27 protein-coding genes and 1 tRNA gene are annotated in these 26,595 nt (G+C 66.0%); 20 read left to right on the top strand and 8 right to left on the bottom strand.

The genetic code is table 11. The annotated features are described in order from the left end of the window. The first annotated feature begins 9 nt into the window (after nucleotides 1-9). The gene (locus tag IEY58_RS27945; protein WP_189051447.1) at nucleotides 10-864 is read left to right on the top strand and encodes an aldo/keto reductase; all 855 of its coding nucleotides are present in this window, start codon (nucleotides 10-12) and stop codon (nucleotides 862-864) included. A 117-nt stretch (nucleotides 865-981) separates the two neighbouring features. On the opposite strand, the gene IEY58_RS27940 is transcribed toward IEY58_RS27945, so the two are convergent. Further along, entirely contained in the window at nucleotides 982-1,725 is a 744-nt protein-coding gene (locus IEY58_RS27940) for an SDR family NAD(P)-dependent oxidoreductase (protein WP_189051446.1), read from the bottom strand. 97 nt (nucleotides 1,726-1,822) lie between these two features. Here IEY58_RS27940 and IEY58_RS27935 point away from each other — a divergent pair, with 97 nt between their 5' ends. After that, nucleotides 1,823-2,782: an AraC family transcriptional regulator gene (locus tag IEY58_RS27935; protein ID WP_189051445.1), complete on the top strand. Its 960-nt coding sequence runs from the start codon at nucleotides 1,823-1,825 to the stop codon at nucleotides 2,780-2,782. On the opposite strand, the gene IEY58_RS27930 is transcribed toward IEY58_RS27935, so the two are convergent. Then, nucleotides 2,783-3,634: a helix-turn-helix transcriptional regulator gene (locus tag IEY58_RS27930; RefSeq protein ID WP_189051444.1), complete on the bottom strand. Its 852-nt coding sequence runs from the start codon at nucleotides 3,632-3,634 to the stop codon at nucleotides 2,783-2,785. 196 nt (nucleotides 3,635-3,830) lie between these two features. On the opposite strand from IEY58_RS27930, the gene IEY58_RS27925 reads away from it, so the two are divergent. After that, nucleotides 3,831-4,727, top strand: a complete 897-nt coding sequence (locus IEY58_RS27925; RefSeq protein WP_189051496.1) for an SDR family oxidoreductase — start codon at nucleotides 3,831-3,833, stop codon at nucleotides 4,725-4,727. A gap of 42 nt (nucleotides 4,728-4,769) precedes the next feature. Here the strand turns inward: IEY58_RS27925 and IEY58_RS27920 are convergent, their stop codons facing one another. From IEY58_RS27920 to IEY58_RS27910, 3 genes are all read right to left on the bottom strand, one after another. Next, nucleotides 4,770-5,696 (bottom strand): DMT family transporter, encoded by a 927-nt coding sequence (locus IEY58_RS27920; RefSeq protein ID WP_229743996.1) that lies wholly within the window; start codon nucleotides 5,694-5,696, stop codon nucleotides 4,770-4,772. Between the two features lie 54 nt (nucleotides 5,697-5,750). Next, nucleotides 5,751-6,365, bottom strand: a complete 615-nt coding sequence (locus IEY58_RS27915; RefSeq protein ID WP_189051443.1) for a TetR/AcrR family transcriptional regulator — start codon at nucleotides 6,363-6,365, stop codon at nucleotides 5,751-5,753. 196 nt (nucleotides 6,366-6,561) lie between these two features. Beyond that, nucleotides 6,562-7,230: a TetR/AcrR family transcriptional regulator gene (locus tag IEY58_RS27910; RefSeq protein ID WP_189051442.1), complete on the bottom strand. Its 669-nt coding sequence runs from the start codon at nucleotides 7,228-7,230 to the stop codon at nucleotides 6,562-6,564. Between the two features lie 376 nt (nucleotides 7,231-7,606). Between IEY58_RS27910 and IEY58_RS27905 the strand changes: the two genes are divergently transcribed. The 3 genes from IEY58_RS27905 (at nucleotide 7,607) to IEY58_RS27895 (ending at nucleotide 10,535) form a co-directional block, all read left to right on the top strand. Beyond that, nucleotides 7,607-8,875 (top strand): MFS transporter, encoded by a 1,269-nt coding sequence (locus IEY58_RS27905; RefSeq protein ID WP_229743995.1) that lies wholly within the window; start codon nucleotides 7,607-7,609, stop codon nucleotides 8,873-8,875. 74 nt (nucleotides 8,876-8,949) lie between these two features. Further along, entirely contained in the window at nucleotides 8,950-9,690 is a 741-nt protein-coding gene (locus IEY58_RS27900) for an SDR family NAD(P)-dependent oxidoreductase (RefSeq protein WP_189051441.1), read from the top strand. After that, nucleotides 9,633-10,535, top strand: a complete 903-nt coding sequence (locus IEY58_RS27895; RefSeq protein WP_189051440.1) for a sugar phosphate isomerase/epimerase family protein — start codon at nucleotides 9,633-9,635, stop codon at nucleotides 10,533-10,535. The genes IEY58_RS27900 and IEY58_RS27895 overlap by 58 nt, the downstream gene beginning before the upstream one ends. Here the strand turns inward: IEY58_RS27895 and IEY58_RS27890 are convergent. After that, nucleotides 10,510-11,475: a LysR family transcriptional regulator gene (locus IEY58_RS27890; protein ID WP_189051439.1), complete on the bottom strand. Its 966-nt coding sequence runs from the start codon at nucleotides 11,473-11,475 to the stop codon at nucleotides 10,510-10,512. The two genes, IEY58_RS27895 and IEY58_RS27890, sit on opposite strands and share 26 nt — an antisense overlap. 101 nt (nucleotides 11,476-11,576) lie before the next feature. Here IEY58_RS27890 and IEY58_RS27885 point away from each other — a divergent pair, with 101 nt between their 5' ends. The 14 genes from IEY58_RS27885 (at nucleotide 11,577) to IEY58_RS27820 (ending at nucleotide 25,028) form a co-directional block, all read left to right on the top strand. Beyond that, a complete protein-coding gene (locus IEY58_RS27885) occupies nucleotides 11,577-12,521 on the top strand; it encodes a ketopantoate reductase family protein (RefSeq protein WP_189051438.1) in 945 nt (314 codons plus the stop codon). Nucleotides 12,522-12,524: 3 nt separating this feature from the next. After that, nucleotides 12,525-12,911, top strand: coding sequence for a VOC family protein (locus tag IEY58_RS27880; RefSeq protein WP_189051437.1), 387 nt, complete (start codon nucleotides 12,525-12,527; stop codon nucleotides 12,909-12,911). Nucleotides 12,912-12,927: 16 nt separating this feature from the next. After that, nucleotides 12,928-13,389, top strand: a complete 462-nt coding sequence (locus tag IEY58_RS27875; RefSeq protein WP_189051436.1) for a MaoC family dehydratase — start codon at nucleotides 12,928-12,930, stop codon at nucleotides 13,387-13,389. After that, nucleotides 13,386-14,618: a CaiB/BaiF CoA transferase family protein gene (locus tag IEY58_RS27870; RefSeq protein WP_189051435.1), complete on the top strand. Its 1,233-nt coding sequence runs from the start codon at nucleotides 13,386-13,388 to the stop codon at nucleotides 14,616-14,618. The genes IEY58_RS27875 and IEY58_RS27870 overlap by 4 nt, the downstream gene beginning before the upstream one ends. Next, nucleotides 14,615-15,439, top strand: a complete 825-nt coding sequence (gene aroE / locus IEY58_RS27865; RefSeq protein WP_189051434.1) for a shikimate dehydrogenase — start codon at nucleotides 14,615-14,617, stop codon at nucleotides 15,437-15,439. The genes IEY58_RS27870 and aroE overlap by 4 nt, the downstream gene beginning before the upstream one ends. Before the next feature lie 83 nt (nucleotides 15,440-15,522). After that, nucleotides 15,523-15,981 carry a type II 3-dehydroquinate dehydratase gene (aroQ, locus tag IEY58_RS27860; RefSeq protein WP_189051433.1) on the top strand — a complete coding sequence of 153 codons (459 nt, stop codon included), beginning with the start codon at nucleotides 15,523-15,525 and terminating at the stop codon, nucleotides 15,979-15,981. Between the two features lie 37 nt (nucleotides 15,982-16,018). Beyond that, nucleotides 16,019-16,912 (top strand): dioxygenase family protein, encoded by an 894-nt coding sequence (locus tag IEY58_RS27855; protein WP_189051432.1) that lies wholly within the window; start codon nucleotides 16,019-16,021, stop codon nucleotides 16,910-16,912. Nucleotides 16,913-17,665: 753 nt separating this feature from the next. Continuing rightward, entirely contained in the window at nucleotides 17,666-17,893 is a 228-nt protein-coding gene (locus IEY58_RS27850) for a helix-turn-helix domain-containing protein (protein WP_229743994.1), read from the top strand. Between the two features lie 43 nt (nucleotides 17,894-17,936). Continuing rightward, a complete protein-coding gene (gene hyfB, locus IEY58_RS27845; protein ID WP_189051430.1) occupies nucleotides 17,937-19,982 on the top strand; it encodes a hydrogenase 4 subunit B in 2,046 nt (681 codons plus the stop codon). After that, the gene (locus IEY58_RS27840) at nucleotides 19,973-20,929 is read left to right on the top strand and encodes a respiratory chain complex I subunit 1 family protein (protein WP_189051429.1); all 957 of its coding nucleotides are present in this window, start codon (nucleotides 19,973-19,975) and stop codon (nucleotides 20,927-20,929) included. The genes hyfB and IEY58_RS27840 overlap by 10 nt, the downstream gene beginning before the upstream one ends. After that, nucleotides 20,929-21,591, top strand: a complete 663-nt coding sequence (locus IEY58_RS27835; protein ID WP_189051428.1) for a hydrogenase-4 component E — start codon at nucleotides 20,929-20,931, stop codon at nucleotides 21,589-21,591. Before IEY58_RS27840 ends, IEY58_RS27835 begins: the two co-directional genes overlap by 1 nt. Then, nucleotides 21,588-23,036: a hydrogenase 4 subunit F gene (locus IEY58_RS27830; protein WP_189051427.1), complete on the top strand. Its 1,449-nt coding sequence runs from the start codon at nucleotides 21,588-21,590 to the stop codon at nucleotides 23,034-23,036. Before IEY58_RS27835 ends, IEY58_RS27830 begins: the two co-directional genes overlap by 4 nt. A gap of 3 nt (nucleotides 23,037-23,039) precedes the next feature. After that, on the top strand, nucleotides 23,040-24,509 hold the full coding sequence (locus tag IEY58_RS27825; protein ID WP_189051426.1) for a hydrogenase large subunit: 1,470 nt from the start codon (nucleotides 23,040-23,042) through the stop codon (nucleotides 24,507-24,509). After that, nucleotides 24,510-25,028 carry an NADH-quinone oxidoreductase subunit B family protein gene (locus IEY58_RS27820; RefSeq protein WP_189051425.1) on the top strand — a complete coding sequence of 173 codons (519 nt, stop codon included), beginning with the start codon at nucleotides 24,510-24,512 and terminating at the stop codon, nucleotides 25,026-25,028. It abuts the gene before it with no gap. Nucleotides 25,029-25,147: 119 nt separating this feature from the next. On the opposite strand, the gene IEY58_RS27815 is transcribed toward IEY58_RS27820, so the two are convergent. Continuing rightward, nucleotides 25,148-25,223: transfer RNA gene (locus tag IEY58_RS27815), tRNA-Ala, on the bottom strand. Nucleotides 25,224-25,409: 186 nt separating this feature from the next. Beyond that, nucleotides 25,410-26,504 (bottom strand): saccharopine dehydrogenase family protein, encoded by a 1,095-nt coding sequence (locus tag IEY58_RS27810; protein ID WP_189051424.1) that lies wholly within the window; start codon nucleotides 26,502-26,504, stop codon nucleotides 25,410-25,412. Between the last annotated feature and the right edge of the window lie 91 nt (nucleotides 26,505-26,595).

Genomic DNA, 26,595 nt, shown 5'->3' with positions numbered 1-26,595 from the left:
GATATTTCCATGCAATTCGTCACCGCCAACGGCGCGAACATCCCCGCGCTCGGCTTTGGTACCTACGGCATGTCGCGGCCCGACATGCTGCGCATGATCCCGGCGGCCCTCGACGCGGGCTTCCGGCACATCGACACGGCGCAGATCTACCGGAACGAAGCGGAGGTCGGGGAATGCGTCGCGGCCTCAGGCCTGAGGCGGGAGGATGTGTTCCTGACGACAAAGGTCTGGGTCGCCAACTATCCGAAGCGCGCGTTCGCGGCGTCGGTCGATGACAGCCTGCGCAAACTGCGCATCGACTATATCGATCTCCTGCTGCTGCACTGGCCGAGCACTGCGACCCCGCTCGCCGAGCAGATCGAGGGCCTCAATGCTGCGGTCCAGGCCGGCAAGGTGCGCCATGTCGGCGTCAGCAACTTCAATCGAACCCTGATGGCGGAGGCGGTGAAGCTTTCAGCCGCACCCATCGTCACCAACCAGTTCGAGTATCATCCCTATCTGAACCAGGCCTTGCTGATCGACGAATGCCGCCGCTTGGGCGTGAGTGTCACGGCCTATTGCGGCATGGCCGTCGGCCGGGTGTTCAGCGACCCGGTGCTCGAGGAAATTTCCAAGGCTCGTCGCAGGACGGTGGCGCAGATCGTCCTGCGCTGGTTGCTGCAGCAGGAGGGTGTGGTGGCTCTGTCCCGGACGACCAATCCGGGACGCACGGCCAACAACGCTGCGGTATTCGACTTTGCGCTCACCGCAGCGGAGATGGCCGCCATTCACGGCCTGGCCGAGACCAACAGCCGGATCGTCAGCCCATCGGGCCTTTCGCCCGCCTGGGATCCCACTCCGGCGGCCGCGCTCGCCATGCTTTGACCGCGGCGGCAGGACCCGGTCGAGCGCACCTTCACGGTGAAAATCGGTGCGGGCGGGACGCTGGTCTCGCCCGCACCCGCTTGTTGATGCCGAGATGCAGGCCGGACGTCTCCGGATTCAGCTCGACGCGGCCCAGTTGACCGCGTCAGCACCGGCGGGGATCCGCATCGGGCTCGACGGATCGTTCACCGCGCGCCACACCGCTTCGGCCACGTCCTGCGCGTGCGTGATCGGTCCCGGCTCCGCAAAGCTGGCAAAGACGCTCTTCACCAGGTCGGCATAAGCCTCGTGGTCGAGGCCCTGCATGTGGGCGTGCGCGTTATCCGCGAAGCGGGTCTCGGGCGAACGCCCCGGCAGCACCAGGCGCGCGCGCACACCGAACGGCTCGAGCTCCAGCGCCATCGACTGGGTAAATGCGTTCACCGCCGCCTTGCTCGCGGCATACGCAGCGATCAGAGGGATCGATTTCAGGGTCACGCTCGACGTGACGTTCACGACGACGCCGGCCCTGCGCTGCCTGAACTGCGGCAGCACCGCCTGCGTCACGGCCATCGTGCCGAAGGTGTTGGTCTCGAAGAGCTCGCGCACCGTCGCCATCGGGATGGCCTCGAACGGCGCCGCCGCGCCGAAGCCGGCGTTGTTGACGAGCGCATCGATCGGCCCCGCCGCCTCGACGGCGCGACGGATGCTCTCCGGATCGGTGACATCGAGGGCCAGCACGCGCAGGTGCTCGGAACGAGGCAGCACGTCCTCGCGCGGCGTGCGCATCGTGGCGACGACCTTCCAGTCGCGATCGAGAAAGCATTTGGCGGTTTCAAGTCCGAAGCCGGACGAGCATCCGGTGATCAGGATGGTTTTCATGGCGACCCTTGGAGTGATTTCCCGTACCAAGAGGTAGGTCGCCGCAGCCGGATCTTCTATAATCGAAAGTCCAATTTTCGTTTGTAGGAGTCCGGACATGGTTGACCCGCTCGCGGAGGTCGTCACGCTGCTGCAGCCGGGCGCCCGGTTCTCGAAGGCCATTGTCGGCGCCGGCCCGTGGCACGTCCGCCGCTCTGATGCCGGGCAGCCCTTCTACTGTGTGGTCCTCGAGGGCGGGTGCCGCCTCATGGTCGACGGGCACGATGCGATCGAGCTCCGCTCGGGCGACTTCATCCTGATCTCTGCAGCTTACGGGGTCGCGATGTCCAGCTTGGCACCTCCCGCGGCGGAGGCGCCCGAAACCTTGCCCGTGGCACTGGGCACCGGCGAATTCAGGATCGGCGACCAGGACGGCCCGACCGACCTGCGCATGCTGGTCGGCCACTGCAGCTTCGGCTCCCCCGACGCGGGCTTGCTGGTGTCGCTGCTTCCCCAACTCGTGCATGTGCGTGGCGAGCCGCGGCTCGCCACCCTCGTGCAGCTCGTGAGAGACGAGTTCCGCGAACGGCGTCCGGCGCGCGAGGTCATCCTCGCCCACCTCATCGAGGTTCTGCTCATCGAAGCGCTCCGCTCGACGGCGGGCACCGCGGCGTCGCCCGGCCTCGTGCGCGGGCTCGCCGACGAGCGGCTTGCCGTGGCACTACGACGGATGCACGAGAGCCCGACCAAACCCTGGACGGTCGCACAAATGGCGAAGGAGGCGGCACTCTCCCGTTCCGCGTTCTTCGAGCGGTTCAGCCGCGCCGTGGGTGTCGCGCCGATGGCGTATTTGCTCGCCTGGCGCATGGCCTTGGCGAAGAACATGCTCCGGCAGAACGACAGTGGCGTCGCCGAAATTGCGGAACGCGTCGGCTACGGCTCGGCAAGCGCATTCAGCGTCGCATTCACCCGCCATGTCGGGCTGCCGCCGGCGCGGTATGCGCGGGAGCAGACGGAGCCGGCGACGCTTGCGGCCTCGACACGCCGAGGCAGCGACACCGGTCGCCCGGAGCAGTGATCATGTCTCCTCGCGCCGTGGCGTCGAGCCGACCTGCGCTCTGATCTTCTCCGCATCCGCCGGCGTCGCCGGATTGTAGACCACCATGCTGAGATCGGTCCGGCCGTCGACCGAAAAGGCCGAGTATTCGAAGGCGAGCGGGCCGAGCACCGGATGGCGTATGTGCTTGACGGCTTCGTGCTGGCCGCCGCGCACATCGTTCTCCGCCCACATCGTCCTGAACTCGGGACTGAGCCGGCAGAGCTCGTCGACGAGAGGCGCCACTTCCGCTGCGGCCCCAGCACGCGCGGCCTCTACCCGGAACGCGCCCACCACGTGGCGCGCCATGCTCTCCCAGTCGGACTGCACAGTGCGGGCACGCGGGTCGAGAAAGATGATGCGCAGCACGTTGCGCTGATGCGGCGGCAGGGGGCCATAGTCGCCCAGCATGACGGTGGCCGCCCGATTCCAGGCGACCACGTTCCAGGTGGCCGTCCGAATGAGGGCAGGGCTCGGGTCCAGCGCATCGAGCACGCGCTGCAGCCGGGGTGTCACGCCCTCGTTCTCCTGGTAGCGCACCTCGGGCGGGCGCCCGAGGCCCAAGAGGAAGAGGTGCTCGCGCTCAACCTCTGTCAGCATCAGGGCGCGCGAGATCCGGTCGAGCACGTCGGCCGAGGGCGCACCGCCGCGTCCTTGCTCCAGCCAAGTGTACCAAGTCGGGCTGATGTTGGCGCGTTGCGCCACTTCCTCGCGGCGCAGGCCGGGCGTGCGTCGGCGCTCCGGGGGAAAGCCGAATGCGGCCGGATCGAGCTTCATGCGCCGGTCCCGCAGATAGGATCCGAGCGGGTTCTCGGTAGCCAGGTGCTCACCCATCCTGTTAGCCACTATACCATGATGATCTCACTACTTTACCAGAATAGCCTTTGGGCCAAGGTTTGTCTTCAGCAAGACAGCAGATGCTTTCGCATGCCGCTCAATACTCGTGCGCGAAAGGGCGTATCCGCCGCCAAGGTCGTGCCCGCCTTGTGTTGGCCAAAAGTGGCCCGAACCAAAACCGGAGACTTTGCTCATGCGTGTGTTTGTTACTGGTGCCACAGGAAACATCGGTTCGAGAGTCGTCAAAGACCTGATCGCGTCGGGCCATCAGGTGATCGGCCTCTGCCGTTCGGACGACAAGGCCCCGGCGCTCGCGGCCGCGGGTGCCGAGGTCTATCGTGGGTCGATCGCTGAACCGGAAAGCCTGAAGGAAGGCGCCGCCCGATCGGACGGTGTCATCCATCTGGCCTTCAACCACGACTTTTCGCGGTTCGTTCAAAACTGCGAGGACGATCGCAGCGTGATCCAGGCGCTCGGCTCCGTTCTCGCCGGCTCCAACCGGCCGTTGATCGTGACCTCCGGGACCGGGCTCGCCAACACCGTGCCCGGCGAGCCGGCCAAGGAAGACAATGCGATCATCGGCTGCGACGTGCATCCGCGCGCGGCCTCCGAGGAGGCAGCCGCCTCCGTCGCCGCCCAAGGCGTCAACGTGTCGGTGGTGCGGCTGCCGCAGGTCCACGATCCCGTAACGCAGGGCCTCGTCACTTGGGCCATCGCGATGTATCGGGAAAAGGGCGTGTGCGCCTATATCGGAGACGGCCTCAATCGTTGGCCGGCGGCCTATGTTGTCGATGTCGCCCGCCTCTACAGGCTGGCGGTCGAGAAGGCGGAGCCGGACGCGAAATATCACGCTGTCGCCGAAGAAGGCGTACCGATGCGCGATATCGCCGAAGCCATCGGTCGACGGTTGAACCTGCCCGTCAAATCCGTCGCCCCGGAAGAGGCGCAAGCCTATTTCGGCTGGCTTGCCAGGTTTGCCGACCACGACGTGCCCGCCTCGAGTGCCAAGACCCGCAAGAAGCTCGGATGGGAACCGACCGGACCCGGGCTTATTGCCGATCTCGAACGGTTGGAGCTTCCTCAAGGCTGAAGCCCGCTGGTCGCCGCTGGGCCTAAGCGACCGTCTCCGAGTTCACGGGCATTCTCCCTGGATTGGCTCGGCCGGTGCCTGGGGTGGTGTCGGCAGGCTATGCCGGGCGAAGGATCGGCTCTGGGTGATGGCTACGCCGAGGATGCAAATGACGGCGCCCGAGACGAGCGTTGGCGTCAGGGGTTCGTGCAGGAAGACAACCCCGGCGGCGACAGCGAAGACGGTCAGCAACAGCGCGAAGGGCGCCACACGCGCCATCGAGCACCGGGCGATCAGCCAGAACCACAGGCCCCAGCCGGCGACCGCGCCGAACAGCACGGTGTAGGCGAAGGCCAACCAAGCCGTCAGGCCGGCCGCATGGAGCGATGCGAGTTGACCGTGCTCGATCACGAGGGAGGTCGCCATGACCTGCGGAACGGTGAAGAGCGACATCCAGGCCATCAGTTTCAGCGGCTCGAATGGACCATAGAGTTTCGTGAGCACGCTCCCGATCGCAAAGGCGAAGCCGGCGGCGATGACCAGCAGGGTCGGCACGATCTTCACCGAGGCACTCGGCTCCACCACGGTCAGCGCCACGCCTCCGAATGCCAGAGCAACGCCGATGATAATGCGCGTCGAAGGCCGCTCACCGAGAAATGGCCAAGCGAGGAGAACCGTAAAGGGCGTTGAGAGCTGGTTGGCGACGGCCGACACACTCGCGAGCCCTTGCCCGAGCCCGACGAAAAACAGCGCGAAGTTCAGACCGCCGAAGAAGACCGAGATGGCGATCATCGGTCCGAGTTCGCGCCGGGTCGGTCGCCCGACGAACGGCAGCAGAATCGCCGCGACGGCGGCGAAGCGGAGACCGACGAAGAACAGCGGAGGAAACGCCGCCAGGCCAACCTTGATGACGACGAATTGCAAGCCCCAAAACAGGGGCACGAGCACCGCGCAGGCGATTTGGGTCGGGGACATGGGAATTTCTTTCACGACCAAACGGTCCAGATATAGACGTGCCTGAACAATGGTCTGGCCATGTGATCTCTACCTTACGAGGCGGTCGATGAGGGTTTGGACCGCGGCTTGCGACATGGTGCGGTCCGGGTCTGTTTTGCCGACGACACGCATGCCTTCGAGCAGGCAGAGCAGCATGCGGGCGGCGGTCGCGGGCTCGACGCCATCGGCCAGTTGTCCCGCTGCCTGCGCGCGCGTCAGCGCCTCTGTCAGCCGTGTCTCCATCCTCTCGAAGACCCGCCGGATGCGCTGCTCCACCTCGGTGTCGTGGGCGGCCAATTCCATGGCAGTCGCCACCACCAGGCATCCGCGCTTGCCGCCAATGCCGCTCGTGCGGTCGACATAACCAGCCAAGTAGGTTCGCAGACCCGCCAAGGCATCATTCCGTGGATCGAGTTCGCTATCGAGCCGCGCCAGTGCATCGTCGATATAGCGATCGAGGGCGCGCAGAAAGAGCCCGTGCTTGTCGCCAAAGGCCGCGTAGAGGCTGCCGCGCGAGAGGTTCGTTGCCTCAAGCAGATCAGGGAGTGATGTGCCGTGATAGCCGCACGACCAGAAAACGCCCATGGCGCGCTTGACGGCGGCGTCCGTATCGAACTCTCGGGGCCGGCCGCGCGGCATCCGCGGTGAAGTTTGCTCGGGCATCTCCCATATATGGACTAATTGGTCGTTAATGCAAGCCGACCGAACGGGAGTGCGTCCCAGCAGGCGAGGAATGTGATGCGACACGACTGTGAGCTTTGCCGGTCGCGGTAGCGAAGCGTCTCTCGCGTGATCTGGCGCGGCGCCTCACGGGGGAGACTGAGGCGCTCATCAGGAATTGATTGCAGCTGGCCCGGTTTCACTCTTTCCGGACATAGCGCCAGATCAGGTCGGCGATCTCGGCTCTGCGCCGTGCCTTCGCTTCGGACGATGACATGTCGTAGCTGAACTGCGGCTCGAAGGTATGCCGGTTGGAGACCGAGAAAAAGCAGAGGGCGCTCAAGGTCATGTGCAGTTCGACGGGATCGATGCCCGGCCGGATCACTCCCTCGACAACGCCACGCGCCAGCACGCGCCGGATCTGATCGATGATCGGCCGGGTCATTGCCCTGGCTTTCGATGAACGTGCCACGTGGCGGCCGTGGAGCAAGTTCTCGATCAACACGAGACGGACGAACGCCGGGTTGTTTTGATCGAAATCAAAGGTGAACGCCGCGAGGGTGCGGATCGCCGCCTCGGGCAGCAAGCCGTCGAGACCGAGGTCTTCCTCCGCGCGCCGCATTTTCGTGTAGGCCGCGTCAAGCACCGCCACGAAAAGTTCTTCCTTAGAATTAAAGTAATAGAAGATCAGCCGCTTGGTAATGCCGGCTCGGGCTGCAATGACGTCAGTATTAGCCGCGGCGAAGCCATTCTCGGTGAACTCTTCAAGCGCGATATCCAGGATCTCTTGACGAGTCTTTTCCCGGTCGCGCTTGCGGCTGCGCTTGGGCTTGGTCTCCGCTTCATCGATCTTGCGTGCGGGTTCCATCGAGCTGCCCACCCCCTTCACTCGGCAACGGCTGCGGTGCCGGCCGCATCTTAGCAGGCTGCAATTCGCGTTGACAGAAATTATCCAGCGGGGTAATTACGCTCTCAATTAATCCACAGATTAATAAGTCGGCCCGACAGGGGGAAGCCGCCATGGACAAGACTCGCCATATCTTTCCGTTGGCCACGGCCGCACAAGCGGCGCGCATCGACGCGCGCGGCCGAGCGCCCCCCTCCAAATCGCGATCACGCCGCCCCAATCGGCGGCACCCGACATCGAGAACGAGCGCACGAAACTGGCGCGCATATCCGGGAGGACTAGGGTGACGGATCAGCAAGCAACGGCGGCAATGGCGCCGGTAACAGCAGCGGCGACGATGACGCGAAGCAGAGCGCGCTTCGTGATCCTGGCGCTCATCGCCATTGGCACGACGATCAACTATCTCGACCGCAGCGTGGTCGGTATCGCGGCGCCCACCATGAGCCGCGAGCTTGGCCTGAACGCAGCCCTGATGGGCGTCATCTTCTCGGCTTTCTCGTGGACCTATACGGCGAGCCAGATCCCCGCCGGCATCCTGCTGGACCGGTTCGGCACGCGGACGATCTATTACGCGGCACTGACGCTCTGGTCGCTCTTCACCGGCCTGCAGTGCCTCGCGACCGGCTTCTTCTCGCTGCTCGGCCTGCGGCTTTCCATGGGCGTCGCCGAGGCGCCCTGCTTCCCGACGAACAGCCGGGTGGTCGCCATGTGGTTCCCGCAGCACGAGCGCGCCCGGGCCACGGGCGTCTACACCTTCGCCGAGTACATCGGTCTCGCGTTCCTGACGCCCCTGCTGTTCTGGATCCAGGCCGAATTCGGCTGGCGCATGCTCTTCGCCATCGTCGGCGGCGCCGGCATCGCCTATGGCTTCGTCTGGTGGTCCAAGTATCGCGAGCCGCACGCCGCCAAGACCGTCAACCAGGCCGAGCTCGACTATATCGAGGCGGGCGGCGGCGTCGTGAGCGGTGCCAAAACATCGCAACGCTTCGAGTGGTCGCAGATCCCGTACCTGCTGCGGCAGCGCGCCATGGCCGGCATCTGCATCGGGCAGTTCGCCTGCAACTCGACCAACGTCTTCTTCCTGACCTGGTTTCCGACCTACCTGTCCCAGGAGCGGCACATGGAATGGCTGAAGGTTGGGTGGATCGCCGTCCTGCCGTTCATCGCGGCCTCGGTCGGCACGCTGGTCGGCGGCTGGATCTCCGATGCGCTGCTGCGGCGGGGCGTGTCGCTCAACTGGGCACGCAAGGGTCCAGTGATCACGGGGCTGCTGCTCGCCTCGGTGATCGTCACGGCGAACTATGTGCGGTCGGATGCGGTGGTCATCGCCATCCTCTGCGTCGCCTATTTCGCGCAAGGCATGTCGGCGCTCGCCTGGATGATCGTGTCGGACATCGCGCCGAAGGGGCTGCTCGGCTTGAGCGGCGGCATCTTCAACCTGTTCGCCAATGCGGCCGGCATCGTGACGCCGCTGATGATCGGCCTCATCGTCAATGCCACCGGCTCGTTCGTCGGCGCGCTCGCCTTCATCTCGGTCGTCACGCTGACCGGCGCGCTCTCCTACATCTTCGTCGTCGGCGATCTGAAGCGCATCGAGCTCAACTAACCGCACCTTCTGTCCGATCCCTCCCGCTGCGTCAAGGGACGCGGCGGGGTGCCCAAAGAGCATAAGGAACTGAGATGGAACGCTATCTCGAAGGCCGCACCGCCATTGTAACCGGCGGAATGCGCGGCATCGGTCGCAGCATCGCCCACAGGCTCCACCAGCGCGGCGCGAGGATCGCCGTGTGGGACTACGACACGAAAGGCTGGGACGAGGCAGGCGAGCCCTTCGAGCCGGCCCTCATCCACCGGGTCGACGTGTCGTCGCACGCGATGGTCGAAGAGGCGTTCGCCGCGACCCTCCGGACGCTCGGCCAGGTCGATATCCTGATCAACAACGCCGGCATCAACGGGCCGGTGACACCGTCCTGGGACTATCCGGTCGATGCCTGGGAGAAGGTGATCGGGATCGACCTCAACGGCGTGTTCTATTGTTGCCGCGCCGCCATCCCGCACATGCGGGCGCGCAAGTACGGGCGGATCGTCAATGTCGCCTCCATGGCGGGCAAGGACGGCGTGCAATTCATCTCCGCCTACTCGGCCGCCAAGGGCGGCGTCATCGCCTTCACCAAGGCCGCGGCCAAGGAGCTGGCGCAGGACGGCGTGCTGATCAACTGCGTGGCGCCGGCCATGGTGGAGACCGACCTGCTTCAGCAGATGTCGGAAGAGCATATCCGAGCCAGCAAGGCCAAGATCCCCATGGGTCGCTTCCTTCAAGTCGAGGAGGTCGCGGCGATGGTCTCGTGGATCGCCGGCCCCGAATGCAGCTTCACGACGGGCTTCGTCTTCGACCTCAGCGGTGGGAGGGCGACATATTGATCCCCCTAGGTGTCGCGCATCTGACGGCGCTCGAACTGCCGCCACCTGCCTTCGTCAGGGCCGCGACGAAAGCCGGTTTCCGGTCGGTCGGGCTTCGGCTCCATCCGGCGATGGCAGGCGGTGCTGCGTATCCCACACAAACCGGAACCAAGGCACACAGCGAGCTGCGGGACTTGCTCCGCGCGGAAGGCGTCACGCTGCATGACATCGAATTTATCCAGCTGACCCCAGAGATCGTGGTCGACTCATTCGCCGCCATGCTGGAAGCCGGCGCGGACCTCGGTGCGGTCGCCGTCACGGTGTCCGGCGACGACAAGGTCACAGGGCGCCTGACGGAGAATTTCGCCGCCATGTGCGATCTCGCCGCTTCGTTCGGCCTGCGCGTCGATCTGGAGTTCATGCGATGGCGAGCGATCGGCACGCTTGCCCAAGCCGCCTCGATCGTGGTGGACGCGGGGAAGCCAAATGGCGCCGTCCTTGTGGACGCGCTCCATCTCAGTCGCTCCGGAGGCACACCGGCGGACCTGCGCAATCTGCCCGCCGGCCTCGTGCGCGCAGCACAGCTGTGTGACGCGGGCGCCGTCCTGCCCACGACCGACGAGGACACCATTCTCGAGGCACGAGGCGGCAGGTTGCCACCGGGCGATGGCGCCCTGCCGCTGGTCGCGCTGCTGGACTCACTACCGCCCGACACGGCGCTTGGCGCCGAGGTGCCGCTGCCGGCTCTGGATGCCGACACGCGCCTCGCCCGAGTCTATGCGGGCATGCGCAATGTCCTGGCGGCCACCGATCGATCAGCCAGACCAGCCAGCATAACGATCACGAATTTTCCGGAAGACTCTTGAGAGGTGCAGGTTCAAGACCACGCACCTCTCTCTGCTGAAACAGTGTCGCGCAGACTCCCCGAATCCATTGGATTGCTGGATCATGGTGGAAGCGCGCGTGCCAATACTGCTTAACGGCGAAGCCCGAAATCGCTATGGGACATGCGAGCACGCGCAGGCCGTAAAAATGGGCCAAGGTCTCGCCGATATGGCGCGGCAAAGTGACGATCAGATCCGTCGAGCCGATGATCGCTGGAAGCCCGAGAAAACCTGGGAGTTCGAGCGCGATATTGGGGGTGATACCCAGAGCCTCGAAAGCCTCCGCCAAAAGGCGATGCCCTGTGCCGCCACGGATGAGGACGTGCGCCTCCTCGATAAATTGCGCCTTCGACAGCCCGCCCCGGACGCGCGGATGGTCGCGGTTGGCAAGGCAGACCCAATCCTGCGGGAACAGCGTCTGCTCGAAATGCCCGGTCTCGAGGCCTGAGATATAGCCGATTGCCAAGTCGCTCTCGCCGGACTGCAGCATCTCGGACGTGGTCTCGCCGATCTGCGTGGCCTCGATCCGGACGCCCGGGGCGATATGCCGAACATGCGCGAGGATGGCCGGCAGCAGGGTCAAATGACTGGCGTCGGTCATCGAGATGCTAAAGCGGCGATGGGCGACTGTCGGATCAAACGGCGTGCGGATCCCGATTAGCCGCCGGAGCGCTTCCAATGCTTCCCGGACGGTACCGATCAGCGCCTCGGCGCGCGGGGTCGGCAACATTCCTGCTGACGTGCGGACAAACAGCGGGTCGTCGAGCTCGGCCCGCAAGCGGGCAAGCCAGATAGAGACGGTCGGCTGACTTTGTCCGAGCAGTTCCGCAGCTTTGGTGACGCTGCCCGTCGCAAAGAGCGCATCGAACAGCCGCAACAGGCGCGGGTCGAGCAGATGCGCGTCGAGATGGCGGTCAACCATTATTGCGTTTCTCAATGTAAACTATAAAATACATAGCATATCGAAATAATGATCTCGATGCTACCCATCATCCAACGACAAGTGGCGTTTGGGAGGATGGGATGCGGATCTGTTTCATCGGCGCAGGCGCGCTCGGTTCGACGATCGGCGGCACCCTGGCGCGCGGCGGCGAAGACGTCTGGCTGATCGATCCCTTCGAACAGCATGTCAACGCGATCAACGCTCATGGCCTGCAGATGCTGGAGGCCGGCGAGGAAAGCCGGGCCGATGTGGGTGCCCGCCTCTCGGCCGCTGATGTCGGCGCCGCGGCGGACCTGGTGGTCGTGCTGGTGAAGTCCTACCACACCCGCGCCGCGATCCGGGCAGCAGCACCAATCATCGGGCCCGACACCGTCGTGATGTCCCTGCAGAACGGCCTCGGCCACGAGGAGATCCTGGCAGAAGAGTGTGGTGCCGAACGAGTGATGGCCGGCAAGACCTATGTCGGCGGTGTCCTGCTCGCTCCCGGCCGCGTGCGCGCCGGCGTGGCGGGCAAAGAGACAATCATCGGCGAACTCGACGGCCATGACACCGATCGTGCCCGCCACATCGCGGCCACCTTCACCAAGGCAGGCATCGCCACACGTGCCAGCGACAACATCATGGGCGCGATGTGGGACAAGCTGTTCGTGAATGTCGCCGGCGGCGGGATCACGGCCGTCACCGGGCTTACTTACGGCGGCCTCTATTCGCTCTCTGCCCTTGAGGAATGCGCTTTAGCGGCAATCGGTGAGGCGATTGGCGTCGCCCAGAAGGCCGGCGTGAGGATTTCGATCACGGAGCCGCGCCGGGCCTGGGACCTGGCCGGAGCAGGCCTGCCTGCCGAGTTCAAGACCTCGATGCTGCAGAGCCTGCAGTCCGGCAACGCGACCGAGGTCGATTACATCCACGGCTCCGTCGTGCGCTGGGGCCAGAGGCTGGGCGTCCCGACTCCCGTCAACGCCACGATCGCCGCTCTCGTCAAGGGCATCGAATACGCCCGCACCGATTATCCAGGAAAGGCCTGAACCATGTCGCTGCCACGCGCCTATGTGGAGCATGTCGCCATCCGCGTCCGGGACATCGACTGGCATGTCCGCTTCTTCAAGGACGTCCTCGGACTAGGCATCCGGGACGAGAAGCCCGCGGCCGGTGAGATCCCCCGACAGGTGTGGGTGCTCGGCGGGCCGCAGCTCATCGAGGATCCGGCGTTCGAGGCACCCGAGGGCCGTCTCGCCCATCTCGGCATCATGGTCGACGACTATGACGGCGTGCTCGCCCGCGCTGCAGCTTGGGGCGCCACGGCGCTGCAGGCCGGCCCGAACTGGCTGGTGCTGCCGGACGGCCTGAACATCGAAATCCTGCAAGCCAGCGCGGGGGCGGTCGAAGCAACCCTCGCCATCGATCCTCGGGCCTGACGAGGGAGGAACTAGCATGACCGCAGACCGCTATTGGGACGACGCCGAGGTTGGCGACGAATGCATCACGCCGTCCGTGACGGTCACCGAAGCGATGGTGAACGCCTATGCCGAGCTGACCGGCGACTTCACCCCGGTGCATGTCGATGAGGAATATGCCAAGACCACGCCGTTCGGGACCCGCGTCGCGCACGGGCTCTTCGGCCTCTCGCTGGCCGATGGGCTGAAGTCGAGAGCCGAGTACCGCTTCCTGCCTGGCATGTCGCTCGGCTGGACCTGGGATTTCAAGCTGCCGATCAAGCTCGGCGATACGGTGCACGTGAAGTTTCGCGTCGGCTCCATGCGCCGGACCAAGCGCGCCGGCTGGGGCATCGTGGTGTTGCCGTCGGAGCTGATCAACCAGCATGGGCAGGTCGTTCAGACCGGCGAGCATCGGCTCATGATCCCGATGCGGCCGCCGGCGGGAGAACCAGCATGAGCGCCAAAAATCTGCCGCTCACTGGCATCCGCGTCATCGACTACAGCCATTTCCTGGCCGGCCCGTTCATGGGCCGCTGCCTGGCGGCCTTGGGCGCGGAGGTTATCAAGGTCGAGCGCCCGAGGGAGGGCGACGCCGGCCGCGCGCACGGCTACTTCAAGGACGGCCAATCCGGTTACTTCCTCCAGCAGAACATGGGGAAGCAGGGTCTGTGCATCGACCTCAGGGATAAGCGCGGCCTCGAGCTGATGTTGAAGCTCGCCGACACTGCCGACGTGTTCATCGAAAACTATCGGCCCGGGGCGCTCAATCGCTTGGGGCTCGGATACGAGGCCCTGTCGGCGCGCAACCCGCGGCTGGTCTATTGCTCCGTCTCCGCATACGGCCACACCGGCCCCTATGCCGATCGGCCGGGCTTCGGCTTGATCGCCGAGGCGATGTCTGGGGCGATGGCCCAGCTCGGCAATCCCGGCGAGGTGCCGCCGCTGCTCCGGATGCCGCTCGCCGACATGTACACGGGCATCCATGGCGTGGCCGCCATCAATGCGGCGCTGCTCGGCCGGACCTCCTCTGGTCGCGGCCAACACATCGACCTCGCACTCTACGACTGCATGGTCTCGATGCATGACTATGCCGTGCAGCGCTACTTCCTCTCGGGCGGCACGGACCTCCCGAAGCAGACGGGCAGCACCCAGCCGGACTCGACGGTCTATGGCGTCTTCCCGGCCAAGGATGGCAATCTCGTCATCGCGGCCCAGGTCGACGACGCCTGGCGGCGCCTGGCCCTCCTGATCGGCGGCGAGGCTCTGGCTCGGGATGAGCGCTTCATCCGGCCGGCCTCGCGGAATGCCCACTATGCCGAAGCGGCCGAGCTCGTCCGGACCTGGACCCTGTCGCAGCCCTCGCGCGACGCCTGCTTGGCGGCGCTCGAGGAAGCGGGCGTCCCCGCAGCACCGGTGCAGACGATCGACGAGGTGGTCAAGGACCCGCAGATCCGGGCTCGCGGCATGCTGGTCGAGCAGACCCACCCGGTGCTGGGCAAGGTGACCTTGCCGAACCTGCCGTTCCGGTTTTCCGATTGCGATACCACGGTGCGGACGCCGGCGCCGCTGCTCGGGCAGGACAATCAGCGCATCGCTGCAGCACTCGGCTATACCGCCGCCGAGATCGCCGCGATGGCAGTAGACGGCGTTCTCTACAGCGAGCCGGAGCGAGGGCCAGAGCGATGAGCGACCTCTATGCCGTCATCGGCAACCCGATCGGATTTTCCAAATCCCCCTTCATCCACGGCCGGTTCGCCGAGATGACCGGGCAGGACATCGTCTACCAGGCGATCGAGGGCGAGATCGGCCGCTTCGCCCGGCGGATCGATGAATTCCGCGCCGCGGGAGCCAAGGGGCTGAATATCACGGCACCCTTCAAGCTCGACGCCTTTGCCTATGCGACCGAACACTCCGAGAGCGCAAAACTCGCCGGTGCCGCGAACTGCCTGAAATTCGATGGCGACACCGTCAGCGCCCAGAACTTCGATGGCGTCGGGCTGGTGCGCGATATCACGGTCAATCTCGGCGTCGAGATGAAGGGGCGCCGCGTTCTGCTGCTCGGCGCCGGCGGCGCTGCGCGCGGAGCCTTCCTCCCCTTTCTGCGGGAACGGCCCGCCGAGTTGACGCTGGTCAACAGAACGGTGGCCAAGGCGGTCGCCCTGGCCGAGCAAGCGACGGACGGCGAGCCGGTGACAGTGTGCAGCTACGAGGAATTGGCCGACCGAGGTGGTTTCGACCTCGTCGTGAACGCCACGTCAGCGAGCCTGCGCGCCGAGATGCCGCCGATCCCGGGCGCCGCCTTTCGGGGTGCCCGGCTGGCGTACGAGCTCGCCTACGGCAAGGGGCTGACACCGTTCCTCAGAGCGGCAAAGCAGGAGGCCGTGCCCGGGCTCGCTGATGGCGTCGGCATGTTGGTTGAGCAAGCCGCCGAGGCCTTCGCCTGGTGGCGCGGCGTCCGCCCGCCGACCTCCGGCGTGATCGGCGAACTCACCATTCCGCTGGTTTGATGAAGCCGGCGGCCAGGTTTCCGAACGCCGTCTGACACCGCACCGTCATCTCACGATGTTTCAACACCGAGACCGAGGCAGGAATGCGTCCCGTCGTTTATCTTCTCAACGGCCCCAATCTGAACCTCCTGGGCAAGCGGCAACCCGAGATCTACGGGCACGAAACGCTGGCCGACGTCGAGCGCGACTGCCGCGCGCTCGCGACGGAGCTCGGCCTCGAACTTCGGTTCCTTCAATCGAATCGCGAATATGAGATCATCGATTGGGTGCATGAGGCCCGCGAGAGTGCCAAGGCCATCGTCATCAACCCAGCCGCCTTCACCCATACCTCGGTGGCAATCCTCGATGCGCTCAATACCTTCGAGGGGCTGGTGATCGAGGTCCACATCTCGAATGTGCACAAGCGCGAGGAATTTCGGCACCGGTCGTTCGTGTCGTTGCGCGCCGATGGCGTGATCGCAGGCCTGGGTACCGAGGGTTATCAGTTCGGTCTTCGTCGGCTCGCGACCCTGCTCGCAAGCGCGTCTGGACCAAAGAAGTAACGAATCGCTGAGGGCGCCTAGCGTTGGGAGGCTCACAATGATCATCCAATCCCAGGACCAGCTCACCGGTGCGGTGCTTGCCGTCATGGCGAGGACCCGGAGCCCGCGGCTGCGCGAGATCATGTCGGTGTTGGTCACCCACCTGCACGCGTTCGTGCGGGAGACCGGGCTGACCGAGGAAGAATTCAGGGAAGCGACAGCGATCTTGAACGAGATGGGCAAGCTCACCACCGACACCCACAACGAGATGGTGTTGATGGCGGGCTCGTTCGGCGTTTCATCGCTCGTCTGCCTGCTCAATAACGGCGACAACGGTACGACCGAGACCTCGCAGTCGCTGCTTGGCCCGTTTTGGCGGCTGAATTCGCCACGGGTCGAGAACGGTGGCTCGATCGTCCGATCGGCGACGCCCGGGCCCGTGCTCTTCGCGTCGATGACGGTCAAGGATCAATCCGGTCGCCCGGTCGAAGGCGCCGAAGTCGATATCTGGCACGCCTCGCCTGTCGGTCTCTATGAAAACCAGGACCCGGCCCAGGCCGACATGAACCTGCGTGGGAAGTTTGTGACCGATCCCGACGGTCGCTTCTGGTTTCGCTCGATCAAGCCCGCCGGCTATCCGATCCCGACCGGCGGCGTCGTCGGTCGGCTTCTGAAGGCGCAGGATCGCCATCCCTACCGGCCAGCGCATGTCCACGCCCTCGTCTTCAAGGAGGGGTTCAAGGTCCTGACGTCGCAGGTCTATGTCGACGACGATCCCAACCTCGAGAGCGACACCCAGTTCGGCGTCACGCGCGCCCTCGTAGGACGGTTCGAGCGTCACGACGAGCCGCATCCGACCGAACCAGACGTGGGGGCGCCCTGGTACAGCCTCGACTACGTCTTCACTCTGGAGCCGGGCGTCGCCAGGCTACCGCGGCCGCCTATCAAGTAGGGCAAGCCCCATGCTGACTGGTGAGGAGCGCCGGCGGGACGCCGCGGATCTCGCCGGTGCGGAGCGAGACCGCAAGACCATCCCGCAACTGAGCCGCACCTTTCCAGCGATCGAGATCACCGACGCCTAGTTGTGCTGCGTCTTCGCCCGAAACCCTCGAACGCTCATGTCTTCGATCATCCGCTGGCGAAGATCGCGGCGCGCAGGCATGGAAAGCGGCTGGTTCATGGCGCGGCTCCCCCTGATGGAAAGGAGCCGGAATGCTCAGCGCTCGCCCGGGGCCGCTCAACCCAGGCGCCATTCATCTGCTACGGCCTCATGCCGCGCGCCCTCCCGCGCCGCGGGTTCGTTTTATAGCCTAGGGAGGCACGCCCGAGAGGCGCCGGCAACCGGGGTTTTTCAACAGTCTCGTCCGTTTGACGGACAACGGCGGGAACCGCGGCGCGCGGCAATTTCGGTAGGTTGATGACCGATTGTCATTTCGAGCCCGTATCGACGCAGCGGGCAGCCTGCTACGGGAGCGCGACCCGATGGAGCGGCACGTGATCGAGTGCCCATTCCAAGCTCAACCGGTCGCGGGGCGTCTCGGCGGCGGTGGCGGGATGCAAGAGCAGGGGGATTCCTGCGGCTCTCTGGTGCATATAAGCAAGCAGATTACCTCCCATCCCAGCCCCAAGAATTCCTGGTCACCACCTCAATAGAGCGATATAAAATCTTACAAGTGATGTTTTTAACATGATAACTGCCGCTCAAATGCGCGCCGCGCGGGCGCTTCTCTCGATCGACCAGCGCAAGCTCGCCGAACTGTCGGGCTTGTCGTTGCCGACCGTCCAACGGATGGAGGCGAGCGAGGGCGTCGTGCGCGGCAATGTGGATTCGCTGATGAAGCTGGTGGCGGCGCTGGATGCGGCCGGCATCGAACTGATCGGCGAAGGCGCCGTCAGCCAGAGCGGCGGACGCGGCGTGCGGCTGAAAGGATAGGGCCGGGCGAAAAGCGATGCCTGGCGGCGGGTAGAAGAAGAGGATGCCAGTCGACTTCTTTCTCGAATGCGCCCTGGGGCTCTTGGCGCTTGCTCCCGCCGGCATATGGGCCGCCCGTCGGGGGACGACCGCAGGCGCCGCCGTCTATGGCATCGCCGGCCTCGTCACGGTCGGCGCGGCCGCCGCAGCGCTCGGCCATCTGGTCTCGGGCCATCTGGTCTCGGGCCCTCTGGTCTCGGGCCCTGGAACCGTCAGTACGCTGCGCCTGCCGATCGGCCTGCCCTGGACCGGTGCCAGCTTCCGGCTCGATGCGCTATCCGCCCTGTTCCTGGTGATCGTCGATCTCGGCGCCGCCGTCGCCTGCCTCTATTCGGTGGGATACGGGCGTCACGAGGCGGCACCCGGCCGCGTGCTGCCCTTCTTCCCTGCTTTCCTTGCTGCCATGAACCTTGTGATCCTGGCGGATGACGCTTTCAGCTTCCTGGCCAGCTGGGAATTCATGTCGCTTACCTCCTGGGCGCTCGTTCTGGCGCACCATCGCGAGGCGGGCACTGCCACGGCAGGCTATGTCTATCTCCTGATGGCCAGTTTCGGCACGCTCTGCCTGCTGCTGGCCTTCGGCCTTCTGGCCGGGCCGGACGGCGCCTATAGTTTTGCCGCCATCCGTACTGCCCATCCAACGCCGCCGCTGGCCGCCCTCGTGCTCGGGCTTGCCCTGCTCGGCGCCGGCTCCAAGGCGGGGCTGGTGCCGCTCCATGTCTGGCTGCCGCTCGCCCACCCGGCCGCCCCCAGCCATGTCTCCGCCCTCATGAGCGGCATCATGACCAAGGTCGCGATCTACGGTTTCATCCGCATTGCCTTCGACCTTCTGGGCCCGCCCATCTGGTGGTGGGGCCTGCCGATCGTGGCGCTCGGCAGCGTCACTGCCGTCCTGGGTGTGCTCTATGCCCTGATGCAGGAGGATGTGAAGCGGATCCTCGCCTATTCGACCATCGAAAATATCGGGATCGTCTTTGTCGGCCTGGGGCTGGCCCTCTGCTTCTCGGCCAACGGGCTGCCGGCCGCCGCAGCGCTGGCGCTCACCGCCGCCCTGTTCCACGCCTTCAACCACAGCCTGTTCAAGAACCTTTTGTTCCTCGGCGCCGGCGCCGTGCTGGGAGCGACCGGTGAACGGGGCCTCGACCGGCTGGGCGGGCTCATCCACCGCATGAAGGCGACGGCGCTTCTGTTCCTCACCGGCGCTATGGCGATCTCGGCCCTGCCGCCGCTCAACGGCTTCGCGTCCGAATGGCTGCTGTTCCAGTCGGTGCTGCTCAGCCCGCAAATGCCGGAATGGGGGGCAAAGCTGCTGGTTCCGGCGGCGGGCGCCCTGCTGGCCCTTTCCGCAGCCCTCGCCGCCGCCTGTTTCGTCCGGCTGTTCGGCCTGGCCTTCCTGGGGCGTCCGCGCGGGCTTGCTGCCGAGACGGCGCGCGAGACCGACCGCTGGTCGCTCGCCGCCATGGCGCTTCTCGCCCTCCTTTGCCTCCTCGCCGGCATCCTGCCCGGCCTCGTGGTCGACCATCTGTCGCCGGTCGTTGCCGGGCTTGTCGGACGAGCGATGCCGAACCAGGCCGCCGCCCCCTGGCTGTCGCTCATTCCCATTGCCGAGAGCCGCAGTTCCTACAACGGCCTGCTGGTGCTGCTCTTCATCGCGGCCTCCGCCATGCTGACCGCCTTTGCGGTCCATCGCCTGGCCTCGCGGGCGATCCGCCGGGGCCCGGCCTGGGATTGCGGCTTTCCCAATGCCGATCCGGCGACCCAGTACAGCGCCGGCGGCTTCAGCCAGCCGATCGCTCGGGTCTTCGCCGGCAGCCTGTTCGGCGCCCGGGAACAGGTCCGCATGCCGCCGCCGGGCGAGCTGGCGCCGGCCCGGCTGGACAGGGTCGTCCATGACCCGGTCTGGGAACGGATCTATGAGCCCGTCGCCGGAGTCGTGGACCAGCTGGCGGCCCGCATGAACCGCCTGCAATTCCTGACCATCCGGCGCTATCTGGGCCTGGTCTTCCTGGCGCTGGTGGCGCTGCTCCTGGTGCTGGCGCTATGGCAGTGATCCTCGACTTCCTGGTCCAGGGCACGCAGATGCTGGTGGTCCTGCTGCTGTCGCCGCTGCTCGTGGGCTTTGTCCGCAAGGTCAAGGCGCGGCTGCTGCGCCGGCGCGGCCCGTCGCTGATCCAGCCCTACCGCGACCTGCTCCGCCTCCTGCGCAAGGAGGTGGTGCTGGCCCAGAACGCCTCGTGGCTGTTCCGCACGGCGCCCTATCTCATGTTCGCCGCCACCTGGGTCGCAGCCGCCCTGGTGCCGACCTTCGGTACCGGCCTCATGTTCAGCTGGACCGCCGACCTCATCGCCATCGCGGCACTTCTCGGCAGCGCCCGCTTCTTTCTGGCCTTGGCCGGCCTCGATGTGGGGACCTCCTTCGGCGGGCTGGGCGCCAGCCGCGAGATGATGGTAGCGACTCTGGCCGAGCCGGCCATGCTGATGATGATCTTCACGTTGGCGCTCATCGCCGGCACGACCCAGCTCTCGACCATGGCCGACCTCATGCTCTCGTCCGGCGTCGGCGTGCGCGTCTCGCTGGGCCTCGCGCTCGTGGCGCTGGTCTTGGTGGCGCTCGCCGAGAATGGCCGGATTCCGGTCGACAATCCGGCGACCCACCTGGAGCTCACCATGATCCACGAGGCCATGGTGCTGGAATATTCCGGGCGGCACCTGGCACTGGTCGAGCTGGCCCGGCATCTGAAGCTGCTGCTCCACATCTCGCTCATTGCCTGCGTTTTCGTGCCCTGGGGCCTGGCTGCTCCCGGCGCAGGACTGGTGCCGCACCTGGTGGGATTCGGCGCCTATCTCGGCAAGCTGGCGCTGGGCGGCTTCCTGCTCGCGTTCTTCGAAACCAGCATTGCCAAGATGCGCATCTTCCGGGTGCCCGATTTCCTGGGGGCGGCGCTCATGTTGGGATTGCTTGCCACGCTCCTGCGCTTCGTCTCGGCGGGGATGTGATGAGCGGCATCGTCTTCGACCTCGCCCATCTCCTGGCCGGCGGACTCGTGCTGATGAGCTTCGTGCTGCTCTACCAGGACCGGCTCAATGCGTTGCTCAATGTCTATGGGTTGCATGCCTTCATCCTGGCGCTCTCGGTCGCCTGGCAGGCCTATATCCAGTCGGCGCCCCATCTCTACGTGACCGCCGCGATCGCCCTTGTCTTCAAGGCGATCCTGATCCCCTACGCGCTCTACCGCATCGTCCAGCGCCTGGGCATCCACCGCGAGGTGGAGACCGTGGTCGGCATCGGCCCGACCATGCTGGCCGGCATCGGGCTGGTCGGCCTCTCCATGGTGGTCATGCTCCGTGTGACTGCCGGCGCCGACCCGCTGGCGCGGGAGGACCTGGCCTTTGCGCTCTCGGTCCTGCTGCTGGGGCTGCTCATGATGGTGACCAGGCGCAATGCGGTGAGCCAGGTGATCGGCTTCATGTCTCTGGAGAACGGTCTCATCCTGGCCGCGGCCGGCGCCAAGGGCATGCCGCTGGTGGTCGAGATCAGCGTCGCCTTCTCGGTCCTGATCGCGCTCATCGTGATCGGGGTCTTCCTGTTCCGCATCCGCGAGCGGTTCGACACCGTCGACATCCATGCGCTCGACCGGTTCCGGGGAGAGCAGCGATGATCCTGCCGGCCACGCAAGCGGTCGCGGCCCTTCTTGCCATCCCAGCGCTGTCGGCCGGAATTCTGGCGCTCATCCCCGCCTATCGACTCTCGGCGCGGCTCAATGTGGCGGCGGCCCTCCTCAGCTTCCTCGCGGCGCTCTCCTTGTTCGGCGCCCGGATGGAGCCGCAGCCCTTCCTGCTGGTCGACGATCTCAATATCGTCTTCGTGGTGCTCAACACCTTCGTCGGCTTCACCACCAGCCTGTTCAGCGCCAGCTATATCGGCCACGAGGTGGCGACCGGGCGCCTGACGCCCGCGCATCTGCGCTTCTATCACGCCATGTACCAGGCGCTGCTGTTCGCCATGAACCTGGCGCTGCTCGCCAACAATATCGGCCTCATGTGGGTGGCGGTGGAGATCGCGACGCTGACCACGGTGCTGATGGTCGGCATCTACCGGACTCACGAGGCGATCGAGGCGGCCTGGAAATATTTCATCCTGGGCAGCGTGGGCATCGCCTTCGCCCTCTTCGGCACGATTCTGGTCTATATGGCGGCCCAGCCGGTTGTCGGCGAAGGGCTGGACGGCATGGTCTGGACCGTGCTGATCCGACGGGTCGGCGAATTCGACCCGGCGCTGCTCAATGTCGCTTTCGTGTTCCTGCTCTTGGGCTACGGCACCAAGGTCGGGCTGGCGCCGCTTCATGCCTGGCTGCCCGATGCCCATGCGGAAGGCCCGACGCCGATCTCGGCCGTGCTCTCCGGCCTCCTGCTCAACGTGGCGCTCTATGCGGTCCTGCGCTTCAAGATGTTGCTGGCGGCCAACAGCGCCGCGATCGCACCCGGCCCGCTGATGGTGACCATGGGCCTCGCTTCGCTCCTGTTCGCCGGGCTCATGCTCTATCGGCGGCGCGACATCAAGCGCCTCTTTGCCTATTCCTCGATCGAGCATATGGGCATCATCACCTTCGCCTTTGGCATGGGCGGGCCGCTGGCCAATTTCGCCGGCCTGCTGCACATGACCATGCACAGCCTCACCAAATCGGCGATCTTCTTCGCGGTCGGCCATGTGGCGCAGGTGAAGGGCACCCAGAAGCTTTCCGAGATCCGGGGCCTCACCGAAAGCCACCCCTTCCTCGGCTGGGGCCTGGTCCTGGGCGTGGTCGCCATCGCCGGCATGCCGCCGCTCGGCATCTTCACCAGCGAGTTCCTGGTGGTGAGCTCGACCTTCGCCCGGGCGCCGCTCCTGGCCTTGCCCCTGGTTCTCGGGCTGCTGATCGCCCTCGGCGCCCTGCTCCTGCGCCTGCAGGGGCTCGCTTTCGGGCCGGCCGCCGGCGGCACGGCGCCGGTCAAGGCATCCCATCTGCCGATGGTCGGGCATCTGGCGCTCGTGCTCGCGGCCGGCCTCTATCTGCCGCCCATGCTGGTCGCCTGGTTCCAGCATGTCGCCCGGATCCTGGGGTAGGCCATGCCGCTCACCCACCTCATTGCCGACCAATACCCCGTCACGACGGCGCCGTGGCCGCGCTTCCGGGTCGATCGGGAGAGCTGGTCGCGCGCCGCTCAGACATTGGCATCGGGCGAGGTCAGCCTGGTGAGCCTCTGGGCGGAACCAGGCCAGGTCCATCTGGCGCTGCTGGATGAAGCCGCGAGCCCCGCAGAGATCGCGATCCTGTCGCTCGCCTGCCCGGAGGGGCATTTCCCTTCCGTCGGCGCCCATCATGCGCCGGCCATCCGGCTGGAGCGGACCATCCGGGACCTTTTCGGCCTGGAGCCCGCGGGCGCGCCGGATATTCGGCCGTGGCTCGATCATGGGCAGGGCGCATCCTACCGGTTCCTCGGCGCCGAGGGCCCGGGCCTGCACCAGGTCCCTGTCGGCCCGGTCCATGCCGGCATCATCGAGCCCGGCCATTTCCGCTTCACCGTTCACGGCGAGACAGTGGTGCGGCTCGAGGAGCGGCTGGGCTATGTCCATCGCGGCCTCGAAGGGCTGCTCGCCGGCGCGCCGCTCGATCGGGCGATCCGGCTGGCCGGCCGAGCCTCCGGCGACAGCACTGTCGCCTATGCCCTGGCCTTTGCCCGCGCCGCCGAGGCGGCTTTGGGCATCGAGGCGCCGGCCCGCGCCGCGTCGATCCGCGCGGTCATGGCCGAACTGGAGCGTCTGGCCAATCATCTGGGGGATATCGGCGCCATCGCGAACGATGCCGCCTTCGCCCTGATGTTGGCCCATTGCGGCATCCTGCGCGAGCGCGTCCTGCGCACGGCGGATGAGGTGTTCGGCCATCGGCTGATGATGGACCGGATCGCCATCGGCGGGGTTGCAACCGACCTGACCGGCGCCGGCCTGCGCCATATTCGCGCCCTCACCACCTATGTGCGGCGCTACTTCCCGGGCCTGGTACAGCTCTATGACCGCACCGCCTCGCTGCAGGACCGGACCGTCGGCACCGGCATCGCGAAGCCTGACCTGGTGCGCCGCTTCGCCGCCGGCGGTTTCATCGGCCGCGCCTCGTGCCGCGCGTTCGATGTGCGCCGCGCGCTTCCCTATCCGCCCTATGACCGGCTCGCCTTCGAGATGCCGGTACGCGGCGAGGGCGATGTCAATGCACGGGTCTGGATCCGCATCCTGGAGGTCGAGCAGAGTCTGGCGCTGATCGACCGGATCCTGGAGCGCCTGCCCGACGGGCCCGTTGCCACCTCGTTGCCAGCGATCGACGGTACCGGCCGAGAAGGCGTGGCGCTGGTCGAGGGTTTCCGCGGCGATATCTTCGCCTGGCTCAGCCTCGACGGCGAGGGGAGGGTCGCGCGCTGCCATCTGCGTGATCCTTCCTGGTTCCAATGGCCGCTGCTGGAGGCCGCGATCGAGGGGAACATCCTGGCCGACTTCCCGCTCTGCAATAAGTCCTTCAACTGTTCCTATGCGGGGCACGACCTATAGATGCGCAAGGAACTCTTCGCCGGCCTGGTCCTGCCGCCGCTCACCGAAGCCTCGCCGGGCGCTGACGACGCGCTGCTGGCGGCGCTCGGTCCCGAATTCGAGCGGGCCACCCGTCGGCGGCTCGGCCGCAGCCTCGCGATCCGCGAGGTCGATGCCGGATCGTGCAACGGCTGCGAGTTGGAGATCCATGCGCTCGGCAACGCCTTCTACGACCTGGAGCGCTTCGGCATCCGTTTCGTCGCCTCGCCGCGCCACGCCGATCTGCTGCTGGTCACCGGCCCGGTAACGCGCCATATGCGCGAAGCGCTGGAGCGCACCTGGACCGCCGTTCCGGCGCCCAAATGGGTCGTCGCAGCTGGCAATTGCGCCTGCGATGGCGGGTTGTTCCAGGAAAGCCCGGCCTGCCTCGGCGGGGTGGATGCCATCCTCAAGGCCGATCTCCGGATCAAGGGCTGCCCGCCCCGACCGGTCGAATTGCTGAGGGGATTGCTGACGCTGCTGGAAGCCGCTCAGCGGTAGGCACTGGCCAGCGCGACGCGGCGCGCGGCTCGGTCCCTTTGGTGCCGTTCGGATCAAATCCGTCTGCATGCTGAAACAAACAAGGGGTCAGCGATCTCTCGCTAACCCCTTGTTCTATCTGGTGGAGCCATGGGGAGTCGAACCCCAGACCTCTACAATGCCATTGTAGCGCTCTACCAACTGAGCTATGACCCCGAATTCCGGGCCCGGCGCCGGATACCGCCAGCGCTGGGAGCCCGGAACCTAATCAGGTGCCGGGATGGGCGCAAGGAAAAAATAGACCCGCCGCCCACCCCGATCAAGCCGGTCCGCATTGCCGCTAGGGCATGGCTCCGAAGCAGCGCTCCGGCCCGTCAAGCCGCCCTTCTCAAGCTGCCCTTCTCAGGCCGCTTGGCGCAGGTCCAGGGCATAGGCCCGGCCGAAGCGGTTGCGGATGAACGCCTCGAACGGGATGTCCTCCTGGCGCACGAAGCCCTTGGGTGCCAGCTGCCCGTCGGCCAGCATGTCCAGGACCGTGCAGATGCCCGACGCGGTCGTGATCTGGATGGCGCTGTGCACCCGGCCGGCGATCGGGCGGCTGTAGACCTTGTTGGCATAGGTCTCCTGCACGAACCGGCCGCCCTGCCAGCCGCTGACCGTGACCAGGATCACCACCACGTCCTGCAGCGTCGCCGGCACGGCATTCTCCAGGATGTCCTTCAGCACGTCGCGCCGGTCGCGTAGGCGCAAGTCGTTCAAGAGCGCCTTCATGATCGCGCAATGGCCGGGATAGCGGATGGTGCGGTAGTTGAGATTGCGCACCTTGCCGGCCAGGCTCTCGCACAGGGTGCCGAGGCCGCCCGACGTGTTGAACGCCTCGTAGGCGACACCGTCCAACGAGAATTCCTCGAGCTCCTCGAGCGGCGGCACCTCGCGCAAGCTGCCGTTCACGATCGCCTCGCACGGCTCGCAATATTCGTTGATGACGCCGTCGGTGCTCCAGGTGAGGTTATAGTTGAGTGCGTTCGACGGATATTGCGGCAGGGCGCCGACGCGCATCTTGACCGTGTCGAGCCGGTCGAAATGGCCGGCGAGATTATTGGCGACGATCGAGATGAAGCCGGGGGCGAGGCCGCATTGCGGAATGAAGGCGGTCGTCGCGTCCGCCGCCAGCTGCTTGACGAGCCGGGTCGTCGCGACATCCTCGGTCAGGTCGAGATAATGCGTGCCGGCGGCGCGGGCACCCTCGGCGACCCGGCCGGTCAGGTGATAGGGTGCGGCACTCAGCACGGCGAAGCGGCCGGCGAGCGCCTGCTTCAGCGCCGTCCCGTCGGCGATGTCGAGGGCAAGCCTTTCCACGCTCGGGCCGGTCTCGAGCCGGGCCAGCTGGTCGGCCGCGCGGTCGGCGACCGCGACCCGATAATCGCCCGTCGCATCGAGCATTTCCGCGATGGTCGAGCCGATCTTGCCGGCGCCGACGACGAGCACGTCCTTCATGATTTTCCTCTTCGGGCAAAGCGTCCTGTTACGGATAAGCTTTACAGCGCGCCCTCGTCGGTCTGTAGTCAGCAGAGCGACGATCCGAGTC

The organism is Aliidongia dinghuensis (genome assembly GCF_014643535.1).
Classification (GTDB): domain Bacteria; phylum Pseudomonadota; class Alphaproteobacteria; order ATCC43930; family CGMCC-115725; genus Aliidongia; species Aliidongia dinghuensis.
The sequence above is the reverse complement of the archived record's forward strand: the minus strand, read 5'-3'. Positions and strand labels throughout refer to the sequence as shown.

Excerpts from the sequence above, each read along its gene's own strand:
- IEY58_RS27915 (WP_189051443.1), bottom strand. The coding sequence starts at position 6,365 with ATGCCCGAGCAAACTTCACCGCGGATGCCGCGCGGCCGGCCCCGAGAG.
- IEY58_RS27885 (WP_189051438.1), top strand. The coding sequence starts at position 11,577 with ATGCGGATCTGTTTCATCGGCGCAGGCGCGCTCGGTTCGACGATCGGC.
- IEY58_RS27925 (WP_189051496.1), top strand. The coding sequence starts at position 3,831 with ATGCGTGTGTTTGTTACTGGTGCCACAGGAAACATCGGTTCGAGAGTC.
- IEY58_RS27870 (WP_189051435.1), top strand. The coding sequence starts at position 13,386 with ATGAGCGCCAAAAATCTGCCGCTCACTGGCATCCGCGTCATCGACTAC.
- IEY58_RS27910 (WP_189051442.1), bottom strand. The coding sequence starts at position 7,230 with ATGGAACCCGCACGCAAGATCGATGAAGCGGAGACCAAGCCCAAGCGC.
- hyfB (WP_189051430.1), top strand. The coding sequence starts at position 17,937 with ATGCCAGTCGACTTCTTTCTCGAATGCGCCCTGGGGCTCTTGGCGCTT.
- IEY58_RS27890 (WP_189051439.1), bottom strand. The coding sequence starts at position 11,475 with ATGGTTGACCGCCATCTCGACGCGCATCTGCTCGACCCGCGCCTGTTG.
- IEY58_RS27875 (WP_189051436.1), top strand. The coding sequence starts at position 12,928 with ATGACCGCAGACCGCTATTGGGACGACGCCGAGGTTGGCGACGAATGC.
- IEY58_RS27835 (WP_189051428.1), top strand. The coding sequence starts at position 20,929 with ATGAGCGGCATCGTCTTCGACCTCGCCCATCTCCTGGCCGGCGGACTC.
- IEY58_RS27830 (WP_189051427.1), top strand. The coding sequence starts at position 21,588 with ATGATCCTGCCGGCCACGCAAGCGGTCGCGGCCCTTCTTGCCATCCCA.
- IEY58_RS27840 (WP_189051429.1), top strand. The coding sequence starts at position 19,973 with ATGGCAGTGATCCTCGACTTCCTGGTCCAGGGCACGCAGATGCTGGTG.
- IEY58_RS27855 (WP_189051432.1), top strand. The coding sequence starts at position 16,019 with ATGATCATCCAATCCCAGGACCAGCTCACCGGTGCGGTGCTTGCCGTC.
- IEY58_RS27935 (WP_189051445.1), top strand. The coding sequence starts at position 1,823 with ATGGTTGACCCGCTCGCGGAGGTCGTCACGCTGCTGCAGCCGGGCGCC.
- IEY58_RS27945 (WP_189051447.1), top strand. The coding sequence starts at position 10 with ATGCAATTCGTCACCGCCAACGGCGCGAACATCCCCGCGCTCGGCTTT.
- IEY58_RS27810 (WP_189051424.1), bottom strand. The coding sequence starts at position 26,504 with ATGAAGGACGTGCTCGTCGTCGGCGCCGGCAAGATCGGCTCGACCATC.
- IEY58_RS27900 (WP_189051441.1), top strand. The coding sequence starts at position 8,950 with ATGGAACGCTATCTCGAAGGCCGCACCGCCATTGTAACCGGCGGAATG.
- IEY58_RS27905 (WP_229743995.1), top strand. The coding sequence starts at position 7,607 with ATGACGCGAAGCAGAGCGCGCTTCGTGATCCTGGCGCTCATCGCCATT.
- IEY58_RS27880 (WP_189051437.1), top strand. The coding sequence starts at position 12,525 with ATGTCGCTGCCACGCGCCTATGTGGAGCATGTCGCCATCCGCGTCCGG.
- aroE (WP_189051434.1), top strand. The coding sequence starts at position 14,615 with ATGAGCGACCTCTATGCCGTCATCGGCAACCCGATCGGATTTTCCAAA.
- aroQ (WP_189051433.1), top strand. The coding sequence starts at position 15,523 with ATGCGTCCCGTCGTTTATCTTCTCAACGGCCCCAATCTGAACCTCCTG.
- IEY58_RS27895 (WP_189051440.1), top strand. The coding sequence starts at position 9,633 with ATGCAGCTTCACGACGGGCTTCGTCTTCGACCTCAGCGGTGGGAGGGC.
- IEY58_RS27850 (WP_229743994.1), top strand. The coding sequence starts at position 17,666 with ATGCGCGCCGCGCGGGCGCTTCTCTCGATCGACCAGCGCAAGCTCGCC.
- IEY58_RS27930 (WP_189051444.1), bottom strand. The coding sequence starts at position 3,634 with ATGGGTGAGCACCTGGCTACCGAGAACCCGCTCGGATCCTATCTGCGG.
- IEY58_RS27820 (WP_189051425.1), top strand. The coding sequence starts at position 24,510 with ATGCGCAAGGAACTCTTCGCCGGCCTGGTCCTGCCGCCGCTCACCGAA.
- IEY58_RS27825 (WP_189051426.1), top strand. The coding sequence starts at position 23,040 with ATGCCGCTCACCCACCTCATTGCCGACCAATACCCCGTCACGACGGCG.
- IEY58_RS27940 (WP_189051446.1), bottom strand. The coding sequence starts at position 1,725 with ATGAAAACCATCCTGATCACCGGATGCTCGTCCGGCTTCGGACTTGAA.